13 protein-coding genes are annotated in these 15,012 nt (G+C 73.9%); 7 read left to right on the top strand and 6 right to left on the bottom strand.

Going from position 1 to position 15,012, the window contains the following annotated elements; all coding sequences use genetic code 11:
• Window positions 1-21 precede the first annotated feature (21 nt).
• The 4 genes from LZG04_RS10885 to LZG04_RS10870 form a co-directional block, all read right to left on the bottom strand.
• Window positions 22-2,202, bottom strand: coding sequence for an ATP-binding protein (locus LZG04_RS10885; protein ID WP_233815711.1), 2,181 nt, complete (start codon window positions 2,200-2,202; stop codon window positions 22-24).
• Window positions 2,199-2,888, bottom strand: a complete 690-nt coding sequence (locus tag LZG04_RS10880) for a DUF4255 domain-containing protein (RefSeq protein WP_233815710.1) — start codon at window positions 2,886-2,888, stop codon at window positions 2,199-2,201. The genes LZG04_RS10885 and LZG04_RS10880 overlap by 4 nt, the downstream gene beginning before the upstream one ends.
• 22 nt (window positions 2,889-2,910) lie before the next feature.
• Window positions 2,911-5,964 carry a hypothetical protein gene (locus LZG04_RS10875; protein WP_233815709.1) on the bottom strand — a complete coding sequence of 1,018 codons (3,054 nt, stop codon included), beginning with the start codon at window positions 5,962-5,964 and terminating at the stop codon, window positions 2,911-2,913.
• A gap of 129 nt (window positions 5,965-6,093) precedes the next feature.
• Window positions 6,094-6,717 (bottom strand): LuxR C-terminal-related transcriptional regulator, encoded by a 624-nt coding sequence (locus tag LZG04_RS10870; protein WP_233815708.1) that lies wholly within the window; start codon window positions 6,715-6,717, stop codon window positions 6,094-6,096.
• A gap of 168 nt (window positions 6,718-6,885) precedes the next feature.
• On the opposite strand from LZG04_RS10870, the gene LZG04_RS10865 reads away from it, so the two are divergent.
• Entirely contained in the window at window positions 6,886-8,181 is a 1,296-nt protein-coding gene (locus LZG04_RS10865) for a hydrolytic protein (protein WP_233815707.1), read from the top strand.
• Between the two features lie 291 nt (window positions 8,182-8,472).
• On the opposite strand, the gene LZG04_RS10860 is transcribed toward LZG04_RS10865, so the two are convergent.
• Both LZG04_RS10860 and LZG04_RS10855 read right to left on the bottom strand, forming a co-directional pair.
• The gene (locus tag LZG04_RS10860) at window positions 8,473-8,679 is read right to left on the bottom strand and encodes a hypothetical protein (RefSeq protein WP_233815706.1); all 207 of its coding nucleotides are present in this window, start codon (window positions 8,677-8,679) and stop codon (window positions 8,473-8,475) included.
• Window positions 8,676-9,050, bottom strand: a complete 375-nt coding sequence (locus LZG04_RS10855; RefSeq protein WP_233815705.1) for a hypothetical protein — start codon at window positions 9,048-9,050, stop codon at window positions 8,676-8,678. The genes LZG04_RS10860 and LZG04_RS10855 overlap by 4 nt, the downstream gene beginning before the upstream one ends.
• A 703-nt stretch (window positions 9,051-9,753) precedes the next feature.
• On the opposite strand from LZG04_RS10855, the gene LZG04_RS10850 reads away from it, so the two are divergent.
• The 6 genes from LZG04_RS10850 (at window position 9,754) to LZG04_RS10825 (ending at window position 14,972) form a co-directional block, all read left to right on the top strand.
• A complete protein-coding gene (locus tag LZG04_RS10850; RefSeq protein ID WP_233815704.1) occupies window positions 9,754-10,905 on the top strand; it encodes an acyl-CoA dehydrogenase family protein in 1,152 nt (383 codons plus the stop codon).
• A gap of 23 nt (window positions 10,906-10,928) precedes the next feature.
• A complete protein-coding gene (locus LZG04_RS10845) occupies window positions 10,929-11,816 on the top strand; it encodes a DUF692 family multinuclear iron-containing protein (RefSeq protein ID WP_233815703.1) in 888 nt (295 codons plus the stop codon).
• Window positions 11,813-12,658 carry a hypothetical protein gene (locus tag LZG04_RS10840; protein ID WP_233815702.1) on the top strand — a complete coding sequence of 282 codons (846 nt, stop codon included), beginning with the start codon at window positions 11,813-11,815 and terminating at the stop codon, window positions 12,656-12,658. Before LZG04_RS10845 ends, LZG04_RS10840 begins: the two co-directional genes overlap by 4 nt.
• Before the next feature lie 77 nt (window positions 12,659-12,735).
• Complete coding sequence (locus LZG04_RS10835; RefSeq protein WP_233815701.1) at window positions 12,736-12,945, top strand: hypothetical protein; 210 nt, start codon at window positions 12,736-12,738, stop codon at window positions 12,943-12,945.
• Window positions 12,946-12,975: 30 nt separating this feature from the next.
• Window positions 12,976-14,280, top strand: coding sequence for an MFS transporter (locus LZG04_RS10830; protein ID WP_308199041.1), 1,305 nt, complete (start codon window positions 12,976-12,978; stop codon window positions 14,278-14,280).
• The gene (locus LZG04_RS10825) at window positions 14,277-14,972 is read left to right on the top strand and encodes a nitroreductase family protein (protein WP_233815699.1); all 696 of its coding nucleotides are present in this window, start codon (window positions 14,277-14,279) and stop codon (window positions 14,970-14,972) included. The genes LZG04_RS10830 and LZG04_RS10825 overlap by 4 nt, the downstream gene beginning before the upstream one ends.
• Window positions 14,973-15,012: the final 40 nt, after the last annotated feature.

Here is a 15,012-nt window from a genome sequence, read left to right as displayed (position 1 = left end):
TCCCGCATCGGTAAGAACCAGTCACCGCGCCGCGTCCAGCCACGGCCCGAACTCGCTCTCCAGCACGAGCCGGCCGAGCTTGCGGTACTCCAGGTGCACCGACGTCACCACGTCGGCCATGGTCACCGGCCGGTCACCGGCGGCGGCCCGGTAGGCCGCGGTCACCGCGCACGCGCGGATCGACCCGCCGGCCAGCTCGAAGCGCTCCGCGCAGAACTCCAGGTCGAGGTCGTCGGCGCGGGGAAGCGCCGGGCCCAGGCAGCGGTCCCACAGCGCCAGGCGCTGCCGGGCGTCCGGCACCGGGAAGTCGGCGATCACGTCGATGCGGCGGGTGAACGCCTCGTCCACGTTGGACCTGAGGTTGGTGGTCAGCACGGCGATGCCGTCGAAGGACTCCATGCGCTGCAACAGGTACGCGGACTCCACGTTGGCGTACCGGTCGTGCGCGCTCTGCACCTCCGACCGCTTGCCGAACACCGCGTCGGCCTCGTCGAACAGCAGCACCCCGTGCACGCCCGCCGCCTCGGTGAAGATCCGCTCCAGGTTCTTCTCGGTCTCGCCGACGTACTTGTCCACCACCGTCGACAGGTCCACCACGTACAGGTCCATGCCGATCTCACCCGCGACCACCTCGGCGGACATGGTCTTGCCGGTGCCCGACTCGCCCGCGAACAACGCCACCACGCCACGCCCGCGGCCACCGCCGGGCCGCATCCGCCACTCGCCGAGCACCCGTTCGCGGTGCTTCGCGCGCACGACCAGTTCGGCGAGCTGGGCACGGGTCCGCTCCGGCAGCACCACGTCGTCCCAGCCGACACCGGGCACGATCCGCCGGGCCAGGCGGTCCAGCCCGGCCCCGTTCTGCGCCCGCACGCCGGCCCGCACGTGCTCCAGCGCCACCGGTCGGCGTTCGACGGCGGCCAGCCGCGACGCCACGGCCACCGCCCGGTCTACCTCCTCGGCGCCGAGCCGGTAACCCGCGAGGTCCGGCAGGAAGGCAGGCTCGCCGCCGAACGCGCGCGTCCACCACGCGGCCCGTTCCGCGGGCAACGGCGACGGGACGGGCAGCGACACCACGGGCCGCGTGGTCCACTTGGGGTCCCAGTGCTGCCGGCTGTGCAGGACGACCGGCACGTCACCGGCGAGCGCGACGAGTTCGCGCACCCACCGCGACCGTTCGGGCACCAGCGGTTCCAGCGGCCCGAGCACGATGCCCGCGCCCCGCAACCGGGCCTCGCGGACCACCGCGGCGAGGTCCGGCTGGTCGCGGTCGGCCAACGCCGTCACGTCGACCACCACCGCGTCCCGGCCCGCCGCGGCCAGCGCGGCGACCGCCGTCGGCCCGGCGTCGCCGCCGCTGTCGCGCAGGTGGACGGGTCCGATGCCGGCGCGCAACCCGGCACCGAGCCGTTCGGGCAGTTCGGCCGCCGGCGTGCTGTGCCGGGGCACGACGTGGACCAGCGGGGCCACCGCCGGGTCGGGGGTGTCGTCGCCGAGCAGGTGCGCCACCACCCGGTCGGGCACGCGCAGCGAGCGGGCCAGCGCGGGCTCGGCCGGGTCGCGCACCTCCACCAGGCCGGCCGCCACCAGGGGCGCGGTCGTCGCCAGCCGGAACCGCCCCGGCCCGGCCGCGGGCGCGCCGCACAGCCGCAGTGCCAGGCCGACCGTCGCCCGGCGGCGGGTGACGTCGTCGTTGAGGTAGCCGTAGAGCAGCTCGAAGCGGGCGTCCACGTCGGGGGCCAGCGCCACCAGCAGGAGCTCGACGTCCAGCGGGTCGAGGGTGAAGTCCTCGGCGAGGGCGAGCAGCCGGGGACCGGGCGGCGGGACGTCGGCGGCGAACGCGTCCAGGTCGAGGTCGTCCCGCGGCGGGAAGAGCGGCGGCTGCCGCGGTGCGTCGAGGACGCGCCGCACGGCGTCGGCGGTGAGGTAGAGGCCGCGGTAGGGGTCGCGGCGGTCGGGGTCGGCGGCGAACGCCTCGGCCACCGCCTGCCGAACCCGCCACTCGACCGCGCCCAACCGCGCCCAGAGGTAGAGCAGGTCCGCTTCGCGCGCGGCACCGGCCGACGGCGCGGCGTCCCCCTCGAACGCCGCCCCGAGGGCCGGGTCGGCGGCGGCACCTCCCGGTCGGGCAGGTTCGTCCAGTCCCGACCGCCGCCCCTGCGCGGTCGGCTCGGTGGACACGCCGGTCATCGTCTCCGTCATCGGATCGCTCCCCCGCGACGCCGCCTCGGACCCGCCACGGGCCGTGGTCTGGTGGCCGCGAAACCGTCGCCCTCCGCGCTCGTCGGCCCCTCGTAGCGCAGCCGCCGCGAGCGCTCGCCCGCCTGCGCCGCCGTCTCCAGCACCACGCCCTCCGTCACCGGCGGACCGGCCTGGGTCCACTCACCGGCCAGCGGCGCGATCACCTTCAGGTCGATGGACGGCTTCAGCTCGCCCCCCAGCGCCGACCACATCTCCGAGGTCGCCCGCCCGTCCGGCGGCTGGGCCGAGTTCAGGATCACCCCCAGCCCCAGTTCCGCCAACGTCCCGGTCAGCCACTCGTTCGCCATCCGCTCGGTGCGCACCAGGGTCGCCAACACCTCCGACAGCAGCCGGTGCTCGTCCTGCGGCCGGTTGGTCCACGCCGTGACCAGGTACGCCAGCTCGAACCACCGCGCCGGACCGCGCCAGCCGACCAGCACGCCCTCGTCGTCGTAGACCTCCATGCCACCCGCGTGGCGTCGCGCCACGTCCTCGCGGATGTCGTGCAGGAACACGTTGACCGTGGGCGCGTTGCGGCGCGCGGACCAGTCCTTGGTCGGGGCGTCGAACGCCAGCTCTCCCCCACCGCCGGGCACGCCGGCGGCGGTCAGCATCCGCCGGATCGCCTCGTCCACCTCGTGGATCACGGGCACCTCCTCGTTGTCGGGTTCACCGGCGCGCCACCATGTCCGGCGGCCCGATGGACGCGGCCACCACCAGGAACGGCGTGCGGACCGGGCCGAAACCGGGTCCGGTCGCGGTGATCGTGCGCGGCCCGGTCTGGTCCTTGGCCAGGATCAGCAGCTGCGCGGTGAACCGGCCGTCCGCGCGGGGCACCGTCGGCGCGGACGCGGCGGTGATGCCGGGCGACCACGCGAGTGCCACCGGTGCCCCCGGCGGGAAGTCCTCGCCGCGCACCGAGGTGACGAACCCGGGCTCGCCGATCGGCGGCACGGCCACGATCCTCGGCAGCAGCACGGTCATCGGCGCGACGGCGGTGTTGTCGTTCGGGTCGGCGTCGGTGCCGGTGGTGCGCAGCACGCCGCGCACCTCGGTCCGCACCGGCGCGTCCGGCGCGAGCACCACCTGCACCACCTGCGTCGCGCCGACAGGCAGGTCGGGCAGCACGCAACTCGTCGGCGCGCACCCCGGTGGCAGGCTCGCCACCGGCACCCGCGCGGGCAGCGCGAAGTCCAGCCGCAGCCCGGTCGCCAGCGCTCCCCCACCGTTGCGCACGGTGAAGCCCACCACCGCCCGACCACCCACATACGACGGTTGGGGCTGCACCACGACGGCCAGCGACGGACCGGCCGGCGCAACGGGCGGTGGCGGCGGCAACGCGGTGGTCGTGGTCGGCGGCACGGTGGTCGGAGTGGGTTGCTCCGCCACGGTGAGCACGGTGTCGTCCGCGTTGTCGGTCGGCAACGCATCGAGCACCGACCCGGTGACCGACCAGTCCAGCCGGTGCCCGCCGGCCACCACGCCCACCACGTCCGCCACCACCTCGACCGACGCGCCGGGGCCCACGACACCCAGGTCACAGCGCAGCTCCTCCGCCACGCACGTGCCGCTCGACGCGCGCAACCCGCCCAGGCGCAGCCCGCCGGGCACGGCCACGGTGAGCGCGGTGCCGGGCGAGGCCGCCGGACCCCGGTTGCGCACGGTCACGGTGACCGGCGTGGTCTCCCCCACGTCCACGGACACCGCCAGCGGCGCGTCCACCGCGAGGTCCACCGACTGCTGCCAGGCGGGTTCCTTCTGCCTGCCGGGCAGGCGGGTCGCGATCCGCTCCAGCGCCCCGGTGCCGGGGTCGAGCACGGCCAGCTCCTCGGGCGAGCGGGCCTCGCCCGCCCGCCGGGTGGTCAGCACGATCCGGCCGTCCGGCGCATAGGCGGCGTCACGCGGCTGGAACGGCCCGGCCGGGTTGGTCACGGGCCCGGCGCACGTGCCGCCGCCCAGCAGCACCTCGCACCGGCCCGGGTCGGCCAGCGGCACCCGCAGCAGGCCGTCGAACTCGCGGTTGAACACCAGCTCGCGCCCGTCCGGGCTGAACGCCGAGCTGTCGTCGGTCACCGCGCAGTCGCCGCCGCAGGCCAACGCGCTCAGGTCGCGCTGCCGGTCCAGCGCCCCGGCCCGCGTGGTCCAGATGTGGTTGTCGCGCACCTCGCCGCCCGGTCCGTCGCTGATGATGCCGCGGGTGAACGCGATCGTGGTCCCGTCGGGCGACCACGCGGGCTGCGTGTCCTCCTGGTCGGCTACCTCGGGCGGCGGCCGCAGCTCACCGGCCACGGTCCCCGTGTCGGCCTCGACGACCACGATGCGGCTCGCCGAGCCGTCGGGCCGCACGCCGCCGGGCGAGCGCCGCGCGAACGCGATGAACCGGCCGTCGGGTGAAAAGGTGGCGTCGAACTCCCAGTCCGCGGGCTGCCGGTCGGCCACGGGCACCCGGCGCGGGTTGCCGCCGTCGACGTCCACCAGCCACAGCCGCTGCACCCGCCGCCCGCCCTCGTCCTCGAACCGGCTGAGCAGGATCCGCCGCCCGTCCGGCGAGTACGACTGGCGGGTCGCCCACGTGTCGAACCCGGCCCTGGGTCGGAACAGCAGGTTGGGGTCGTTGACCGCCTCGGGGTCCTCGCGCAGCACGGTCACGCCCAGGTCGCGCGGGTCGGACCCGTCCGGGCGGATGTCCTGGAGCGTGGCGGTGAACCAGGTCGGGGCGCTGGTGCGGGACACCAGCAGCCGCGGCCCGGAGCCGTCGTCCTGCCAGCTCGGCGAGCTGAGCTGCCGGTTCTCCCCCAGCAGCACGTCCGGCGGCGCGGTGAGCGGCAGTCCGGGCGCGGTGTCGGCCCGGTAGACCTTGACCGCGGCGGGGTCGGCCGTGCAGGAGCAGGTCTGGTCGAGGCTGAGGAACAGCAGGCGCGTCCCGTCGGGCAGCCAGGCGGGCCAGTGGCCCCGCCACGCGGTCTGGTCCCCGCCCAGCAGCGGCGTGCCGACCCGGGTGCCGGTCCCGGTCAGCACCCGCACCCGCGGCACCCCGTCGACCCGCAGCGTGTAGGCGATGCGGCCGTCCACGGGGTTCCACGCGGGCTCGTCGGCGTCGCCGTCCGGTTCGTCGGTCACCGGGGTCTCCGGGCCGCCCGCGACCGGGCGGCGGTAGATCTCGCGGCCGCCGTCGCGGTCACCGGAGTAGGCGACCTGCGTGCCGTCCGGGGAGAACGAGGGCCACGACTCGTCGGCATCGGTGTCGGCGAGCCGCCGCATCCCGCCGCCGTCCACGCCGACCAGCCACAGGTCGCCGCGCGAGGCGAACACCACGGTGCGCAGGTCGGGCGAGAGCTGCGGGTTCGCGGCGTCCTGGCCCTCGGTCAGCTTGCGCACGCCGCCGTCCGCGCCGCGCAGGTACACCTGGGGCCGGGGCTCGTCGCGCAGGCTGGTGAACACCAGCAGGCCGCCGCGGGCGGACACGTGGTCGTCGTGGTGGGACGGCCCCTCGCCCATCACCGGCGTGGTCGGGTCGAGCCGGTCCGGTTGCGGGTCGGCCGCGTAGCCCAGGCTGCGGTGCCCGGTGCCCGCGTAGGCGATGCGGCCGGGCGACGGCGGCTCTCCCGGCTGGCCGGCCGCCGCGGGCGGGTCGGTGACGCCACGCACCACCGCGATCACGCCGCACGCCACCACGACCGCCGCGAGGGCGGCGAGGGTGCGGGTACGCGCCCTTCTGGACAAGGTTCCACCTCCGGTCACGGGCCTGTCGCAGGCGATCGTCGCCGCGCGCGGCGTGCGCCGGACAGGCCCGGTGGGGCACAGCCGGGGAAGACCCCGGGGCTGTTCGGGCAACGGGTGGGGTGCGACGGGTCAGATCAGGCCGTGGCGCATCACGTAGCCCACGGCGTGGGCCCGGTTGCGCAACTGGAGCCGGGTGCTGACCTCGTGCAGCACGTTCTTCACCGTGCGCTCGGAGAACGACATCCGCGTCGCGATCTCGGCGGTGTCGTACCCCTCGGACACGAGCCGCAGCATGTCCGCCTCACGAGTGGTCAAAGTGGACAGTGTCGGCCCGTTCGGGTCGAGCACGCCGCGCTGGAGCCGGCCCACGTGGTCGAGCAGCATGCCGAGCAGGTCGCCGGGCAGCACCGCCTCGCCCTTGGCCAGCGCGACCGCGGTGGCCACCAACCGGTCCTGGTCGGCCTCGGCGCGGCGGACCACCGCCGCCACGCCGCAGTCGATGACGGTCTGCAACGCGTCCTGGTCGAAGCGGCCGACCACGACCCCGGTGCGCGTGCCGGACGAGCGCCGCAACCGGCGCAGCAGGAACGCCGCCGCGTCGTCCACCTCGTCCACCACGACCAACGACACCTGCGCGCGTTCGTGCTCGCGCGGGTCGAGCACCTCGACCTCGGGCCGCGGGCGCAGTTGGTGCGTGACACCCGTGCGCAGCACCGGGTCCTCGGCGTACACCGCGACCGGGATCCTCGTCATGACCGCCTCCCTGGCGAGAACGGGACCGCACCGGCGGTCCCCGTGCCACCATCCTGCGCACCGGGTTCGGGCCGCGGGAGGACCGAGGGCCGCCGGTGCACTTGTTTGCCCCCGGTGTGCCCTTTTCTCCCTGCCGCAAGGGGTTGCGGCCTGCCTACCGTTCGACCGGTGACCACAACGACCGAATTCGGTCTCCCGACCGTGGTTGTCACGCCCGGTTCGGAGGCGAGCACGAAGCTGACGGTGCGCAACGACAGCGACATAGTCGAGGCGTACGAGTTCGAGGTGGTGGGCGAGTGCGCACCGTGGACCTCGGTCGAGCCCGCGCGGCTCTCGCTGTACCCCGGCACGTCCGAGCAGGTGACCGTGGTGCTGCGGCCGCCGCGGTCGTCGGAGGTGCGGGCGGGCGAGGTGCCGCTGGGCGTGCGCGTCCTGCCTGCGGAGCGGCCGGACACGGCGGTGGTCTCCGAGACCACGGTCGTCGTCGAGCCGTTCTTCCAGCAGCACGCCGAGTTGGTGCCCGAACGCCGCCGCGCCTGGCGCAGCGCGCGTTTCCACGTCGAGGTGCGCAACGACGGCAACACCCCGATCGCGGTCGGGCTGGTCGCGGCCGAGGCCGACGACCAACTGCGCGTCACCGTGCCCGAGCGGCCCACGACCGTCGCGCCGGGGGTGCGGGTGGAGCTGCCGGTGCGGGTGCGCGTCGGCAAGGTGCTGTGGTTCGGCGCGCCGCTGTCCTGGCCCGTGCGGGCGACCGCGACCTCCACCGACGCCGCCGCGCCGTCCGCCGAGACCGCGCGAGCCGAGGAGCTGGAGGGCGAGCTGCTCCAACTCCCGGTGTTCCCCAAGTGGTTGCTGGCGTTGCTGGCGCTGCTGCTGGCCCTGCTGCTGGCGTGGCTGATGCTGGTGCGCCCGGCGGTGCAGAGCGCGGCCCGCGAGGCCGCCGATGACCGGGCCGAGGAGCTGGTGGAGGTCGGCGAGCAGCAGGCCGCCGCCTCGCGGACCCAGCCGCCGCAGCAACCGGGCGGCGAGCAGACCCCGGGCGGCGAGCAACAGCAGGGGCAACCCGGGCAGCCGGGCCAGGGCGACGCCACGGGCGGCGGCGAGCAGAGCTCCAGCAGCATCGAGGTCCGCACGAACACCGGCGACCAGGGCACCGGCAGCTACGTCGTGCCCGCCGGGAAGGTCTTCCGCGTCACCGACCTCGTGCTGGCCAACCACCAGGGCGACGAGGGCGTGCTGACGATCGTCTTCGGCGAGCGCACGGTGACCACCATCGCGCTGGAGACGTTCCGCAACCAGGACTACCACTGGGTGACGCCGATCGACGTGCCGGAGAACAGCGCGGTGAGCGCGACCGTCACCTGCGCCCGGCCGGGCACCCCGGCCAGCGGGCGGCAGGCCCCGAACTGCCTGCAACTGCTCAACGTCAGCGGCACGCTCGCGGACCTGCCGCGGGGGTGAACGGGGACGGACCCGAGGTGGTCCGGGTCCGCGTCGGGGTCGGGTCGGGGTGCTCCCCGGCCCGGCCCCGACGAGTCGTATGCGGCACAGTCCTGCGACGCGAGCGCAGGTGAGCGTGGCGCGGGCGGCGCGTGTCGTGCGCGCGGGGTGCAGGCGGCGCGGGCGAGCGCGTTCGCATGCGCGGCACGGGTCGTGCGCAGGTGAGTCGTGTGCGGCCGGCGGGGTTCTCGTGCGCTTGTCGGTGACGGGTGCCGGGTTCCCGCTCGGCCGCTCGGCCATGCCGGGGCGCGGTCAGTCGCGGCGGCGGTTCCACTCGTCCAGCAGCGCGTCGATCCACGCGCCGAGCAGGTTCGCCACGTCGCGGTCGCCCCGCAGCAGGTGGTGGCGCAGCTCCGCGGCCGCGGCGGCCAGTTCGGCGCACAGGTCCAGCCGGGACAGCTCGTCCCGGCCGGCGTCCGGGTCCGACCGCGCGGGCTCGGGCCGTTGCGGGACCGTCACCGCGGCCGCCCGGCGTTGCGCCCCGCGATCCGCAGGGCCTCGATGTACTTGGGCAGCTCGACCAGCGCCCGTTCCCAGCTGTCGGAGTTGAGCTGCCCGGCGAACACCGCGTCAACCACGAGCCGGTCCACGTCGGGCGCCACGTCGTCCCCGGACGCGTCGCGCAGCTTGCGCGACAGCTCCAGCTTGCGCAGCCGTGACCGGACCTCGTCCAGCGTCCGCTCCAGCTCGCCGATCACGCGCTGCGCCTGCGCGGGTTCCAGCACCAGCCACCCGCGGCGGGCGAGCTGGAGGAACAGGTCGCCGGCGAACCGCTCGGGCGGGGAGGCGCGACCCGCACCACCGGTCTCGCCCTCGGACCGCACGTCCATCGCACCCTCCGCGCGGGGACCGGTCACCGCTGCGACCCGGCCCCCAGGTTCGCCCCGTACCGGGGATGTCCACCGACCCCACCACACCGCGCGCGCCGAGGAGAAGACCGGACGGCCCGGTCTGCCCGTCCTTACCCCCGGTTCTGCCTCGCGCGACCGGGCGACCGGGTGCGGCCCTGCGCCGGCCGGGTGAACGGGATGTCGGCGTAAGTCGGACCGGCGGCCTAGAGGTAGAGCACGTCCCGCTGCCGGCGGGGCACCTTGTCCTCCGTGGCTGTTCGCACACCCCTCCTCCCACTCTCACCACCGCCGCACGACAGGATCCCGTCACACCACCGGCGCGTGCCTGCGCGCGCTACGAGGCGGTGATCAGCGCGGACCAGACCGGTGATCGGCTACACCGCGCTGGGCGGTGGTTGCCCCGGACCACCACCCGGTCGGTCCTTGGTGGCTTGATCAACGAGTACGAACCGGCGGCGGCCTGAGGTACCGCTAAGCGGCCCCACGTACGCGCATCCTGCGCGGACTCGTCGACGAGTGCGCACACATCGCTGGCCAGCGACGATGAATTTTCGGACGGCCCCGAGGAACCTCCGCGCGTCGCGGCGGGACAGCGCGCCCGCCGCGAGTAGTGCGTCGATGTCGGCTCGGTAGCGAGCCCTGCCAGCGTGGTGTCACGGCGGTGATCACCTGGGGAGGGCACGTGGGGACTGCGCACGACTACCGGACCGCGTTCGTCGCGGCCTGCCTGTCGGAGGCCTCGACGGACGCCGTGGGGTGGCTGGAGGAGCTCGATCGGGTTGTTGAGGAGACCGTCGCGCCGCACGCGGCAGCTGTCGACCGGGAGGGACGGCACCCGGCGGAGGCCGTGGAAGGACTGCGAGGGGTGGGCGCCTTCGGGGTCCAGGTGGCCCGGTCGCGCGGTGGGCTGGGGTTCGGCAACGGCGTGGCGGCGCTCGTCGTCGAGCGCGTGGCGCGGGCCTGCGCCTCCACGGCCGCGATCCTGATGTTCCACTACCAGGTGGTGCACCGGACCGCGGCCCATGGTCACCCCGCCCGCCGCGACGACGACCTCGCGGGCATGGCCGACGGGTCGGTGATCGCGGCCAGCGCGTGGACCGAGCCGTCGCGGACCGCCGACAAGGCGGATGTCCGCACCTCGCTCACCCGGCGCGGGGCCGATCTGCGGGTCGACGGCACCAAGACCTACTGCACGGGTCTGCGCTCGGCGGCCGTGGTCGACGTCCTGGTGGCGGCGGCCGAGGGCCCCACGTTCGTCCGAGTGGACGCCAAGAGCGCCGGCGTCGAGGTCGCCGAGCTGTACTCGATGCTGGGCCTGCGGGGCACCGGCACCGGCACGCTGCGGCTCGACGACGTCCACGTGAACCCGGTGGACGTAGTGGGTGCCGCAGGCGGGGCGCGGGACCTCATGCGCGCCAACCACGAGACCCCCTTGAACCCGGGCTTGATCGCGCTCGGTGTCGCGGGGGCGGCGTTCGAAGCGGCGGTGGGCGTCCGACACGATCGCCCACTGGGCGAGGTGGCGCGGATCGCGATCGCCGAGTCGCAGCTCGCGCTGGAGGCCACCTACGCCTACGCCGCCCACCTGACCGCCGACACGGTCGGCTCCCCCGTTCCCGGCTACACCTCGGCGAGCAAGCTCAAAGCGCAAGCCACCTCGGCGGCGGACGCGATCACGCGACGGCTCGTGGCGGCCACCGGATCCCGTGCCTTCCTGTCCGACGCCGCCCACCCGCTGGAGCGGCACCTCCGCGACGCGCAGGCCACCTCGCTCATGGGACCGGCCAACGGCGTGTGCCTGGCGCGCGTCGCGACCGCCGTCCTCGATTCCTGACGACCTCACAGGAGGGGTTCCACATGTCCGCACACGTCGCCGACCCACCGGTTCCGGTGAAGCCCGACGTCATCGGTGTCGGGTTCTTGTACCACGGTGTTCCCGAGTTCGCCCGGCTGTACGAACGGCTGGTGGAGGTCGGCGGGCACATCGACCTCGTGGAGTTCCTCGCCGCGCACCACCACGCCGATCCCGGGCACCTCGCGGACATCATCGACTCGCTGGGTGGTGTCCCCTCCACCCTGCACTGCTTCGAGTACATGATCGGCTCGGTGGACCGGCCGGCCGCCGCCACGGTGGAACGCCTGCGCCGCATGGTGGAGCTGAGCAACTGCCGCTACATCGGCGAGCACGTCGGGGTTATGGGCACGCGGGATCGCTACAGCGGCACGTTCCTCCAGCCGTTCGGCACCGACGAGCAGACCGAGGTGTTCATCGAGAACCTGAAGCGCGACCGGGACGTCGCGGGCGTGCCCTTCATCATCGAGAACCAGGCGCAGATCTACGACCAGGTCGGTCCCAGGTCGGTGTGCGAGCAGGTCAGGGACATCGCCGAGGGTGCCGACGTCGGGATTCTGCTGAGCATGTCCAACTTCACCGTCGCGGAGCGCTTCCACCCCATGGACCGGGAGCGCGAGCTGGAGGCGATCCCGCTGGAACGGGTGTGGCAGCTGCACATCCCGCTCGGCAGCGGTGCGGAGCTGGCCGAGCCGGACAACGGTCGCCAGCGCCGGGAGCAGGAGTGGGCGCACGCCACCGCGGAGCAGTTGTTCAAGGAGGAGTCGTTCCGGCCGGTCTCGATCGTGCTGGAGGTCCAGAACGCGGGCACGATCGCGCTCGCGACCCCGGAGGAGATCCGCGACGGCCTCGACTGGGCGCGCGACCTGCTCGGGTCGGGGGCGGACCGATGAGCCTGACGGCTGTGCAGGAGTTCCTCGCCGCGTACCTCCGGGACCCGGCGTTCCGTGACGACTTCCGCGAACTCGGGACCGAGGCCGACCTGCCGGAATTGGCGGGCCTGAGCGAGGAGGAGAAGCGGCTCGTCAACGGCATCGACCTGGCGGACCTCGACCGGGTGTCGAACGCGGTGCTCAACGAGCGCTTCGAGCGCACCTCTTCGGTGTACGGGCTGTTCCTGGAGCACCTGGGGCGGTACGCCGACGTGACCCGCTTCTACCAGGAGTACGACCGGCTCCACACTCGCGGCTGGTGGCAGCGCCGGGCCGAGGTCCGTCGCTTCGAGGCGTTCGCCCTGGACTTCGTGGTGCGGTGGGGGCTGCCCGACCACCTGGTCGACCTGTGCCGGTTCTGCTCGGTCGTCACCACCGTCTCCGAGTCGCCCAAGGTGTCCGTGCCGAAGTTCGCGGACCTGCCCGGCATCACGGCCGTGCGCGGCAACTACACGGTGCGGTTGCGCGAACCGTTCGAGGTGGTGACCTTCCGCCACGACGTGCTGCGCATCGTCAACGACCCGACGGGCTACGGCGCGGACCCGACGCCGTCGGTGACCGGGTTGCTGGTGCACCGCGACTGGCGGGAGCACAAGAGGTCCCGGGTGTTCGCGCTGCGCGACCACCCGGTGCTGCGCGCGCTCGCGGCCGGTCCGAAAACCGTCTTCGAGCTGGCCGCCGCCGTGCCGGACTTCTCGTACGCGTCCCTGCTCGCCGTCGTCGCCGACCTCTACGGACGGGACGTCGTGCACCTCGTCGTCCCGCGGGAGGTCGCGGGCGAGTTGACGACGGGGACCACCTGACGATCGAGTCCGCGGCGGTACCACCGACGCGGACTCGATCAGGCAAGAACCGTTTTCCCACTGATAAGGAGATCGTCATGGACAGGATCGACGTGTTCGGCCCCGGCACCGTGGTCATGAAGGGCGAAGGCACCTTCCGCAAGGACGACACCTTCGGCCCCGGCACCGTCGTCATGAAGGGCGAAGGCACCTTCCGCAAGGACGACACCTTCGGCCCCGGCACCGTCGTCATGAAGGGCGAAGGCACCTTCCGCAAGGACGAGGACCTGATCCTCGTCAACGCCTGATCCGACCGGCGCCCCGCGGGGCCTGGTCCGGTGGCTCCCACCCTGCCAGGGTGGGAGCCACCTCCTCCCGACACCTCCGAACTCAGTGGGGACCGCTTGAACGCCGACGCCGTCACGCCTCGGAAGACCCGCCTACCCGTCGAAGCACGCACCCTTTGGTACGCCAGCGCGGGTAACTCCCTCGCACTCTGGATGCTCCAGATCGCGGTGGCGGTGCACGTACTGGAGAGCCACACGGTCGCCACGCTCGCGGTGGTGGGACTGGTTGGCACCGTCCCGGCCCTGGTGTGCACCCCCATCGCGGGACTCGTCGCCGACCGGTACGACGTGCGCCGGATCGCGCTGGTCGCCATCGGCGGTCAGGTCGTGGTCCTCCTGCTCGTGGTCGCGGTCGGCAGGTTCGGCTTGGGGCTGTTGGCCGCGCTGTACGCGGTCCAAGGCGTGCTGGCCTCGTTCTGGCCGCCGGCGCGCCAGCGCTGGCTGTACGGGGTGGTCCCGGTCGACCTGCGGCACCGCGCCAACGCCTCGATCGGCTCGATCAACGGCATGATGACGCTCGCCGGCGCCACCCTCGGCGGCCTGCTGTCGTCGTGGAACGCCTTCGCGGCCTTCGGGGTCGCGGCGGCCTGCCAGGTCGTGGCGACCACCCAGCTGCTGCGCACCCGCAGCCCGGAGCCCGCAGCCCGCGCGACGGGCGCGCGCACGTCGTTCACCGCCGACCTGCGGGACGGTGTGCGCGCCGCGCGCGACTTCCCGCTGGCTCGGTCCGTGGTGTGGATCGGCGTCGCGTGGGGTTTGGTCGGCGGCGGCTACAGCGTCCTGCTGGCCGGGCACGTCACGGTGGACCTGGGCGCGAGCGCGTTCGTGCTCGGCGTGGTCTACGCCGCCGACGGGATCAGCGTGATGGCGGCCACCGTGGTCGCCGGGCGGCTGAGCCGGCGGCACCACCTGGCGGTGTACGCCTCCGCGTACGTCGTCCAGGGCGCCGCCTGGGCGCTGATCTTCATGTCCGACCACGTCGCGCCGCTGGTGGCGTGCGTCGTCCTGATGCGGTTCGCCAGCGGGTTCATCATCGCGCTGGACACCAACATCCTGCTCGACACCGTGCCCGACGACGTCCGCGGCAGGGTCACCAGTGTCCACATGACCACCTACAACGCGGTGGGGCGGCTGTCCCTCGCCGGCCTGGGCGCGCTGCTGACCATCGTGGACGTCACGACCGTCGGCATCGTCGCGGGAATCTCCTCGGCCGTCTTCGGCATCGCCTGGTGGTTGTGGTCGGGCCGACGCGCCAAGCACGCCTACGTCGTCGCGGACGTGAAGGGAACAGCATGACCGCCACCACCTCGTCGGAAACCACGTCCCTGCTGGAGAACCGGTTCAGCGTCCGCAGCTTCCGCGACGCACCGGTCGACGACGACCTGGTCGAGCGCGTCCTGGCCGCCTCGACCCGGGCACCCACCTCGTTCAACTTCCAGGGTTACGCGTTGGTGGTGGTGCGCGAACGGGCCAGGCGTGCCGCGCTGGCCGAGCTGATCGGCAAGAGCTTCGTGGCGGTCGCCCCGGCCTTCGTGCTGGTGTGCGCCGACCCCGGCAGGCTGTGGGACTTCGGGGCACGGCACGACGTGGCGGTCGGCCCGCAGCACGACGACCTGGGGCTGAGCGCGGTGGTCGACGCGTCGCTCGCCGGGATGTGCCTGGCGCTCGCGGCCGAGTCGGTGGGGCTCGGCACGGTGATGGTCGGAGCGGTGCGCAACCGGGTGGGCGCGGTGTCCGCGCTGCTCGACCTGCCGGAGGGGGTGCGCGTGCTGTTCGGCGTGGCGATCGGGTGGACCGACGAGGTCCGCCGACCACGTCCCCGCCTGCGCCCCGGCCTCGTCGTGCACCGCGAGCGCTACTCCGCCGCCTCCCGCACCGCCGCGGCCGACGGCGAGCTGTGGCGGCCGAGCGGCGAAGTCCACGACGACGAGGTCGCTGCGTGGCGGTCCGAGGTGGTGCGCGGTCTGCGGATGGCCCGCCGGCGATAGGCCGGGCGGGACGTGACGACGGTGTTCGCAAGGGGGATGC

This window comes from Saccharothrix sp. S26 (genome assembly GCF_021390395.1).
In the GTDB taxonomy this organism is placed as follows: domain Bacteria; phylum Actinomycetota; class Actinomycetes; order Mycobacteriales; family Pseudonocardiaceae; genus Actinosynnema.
The sequence above is the reverse complement of the archived record's forward strand: the minus strand, read 5'-3'. Positions and strand labels throughout refer to the sequence as shown.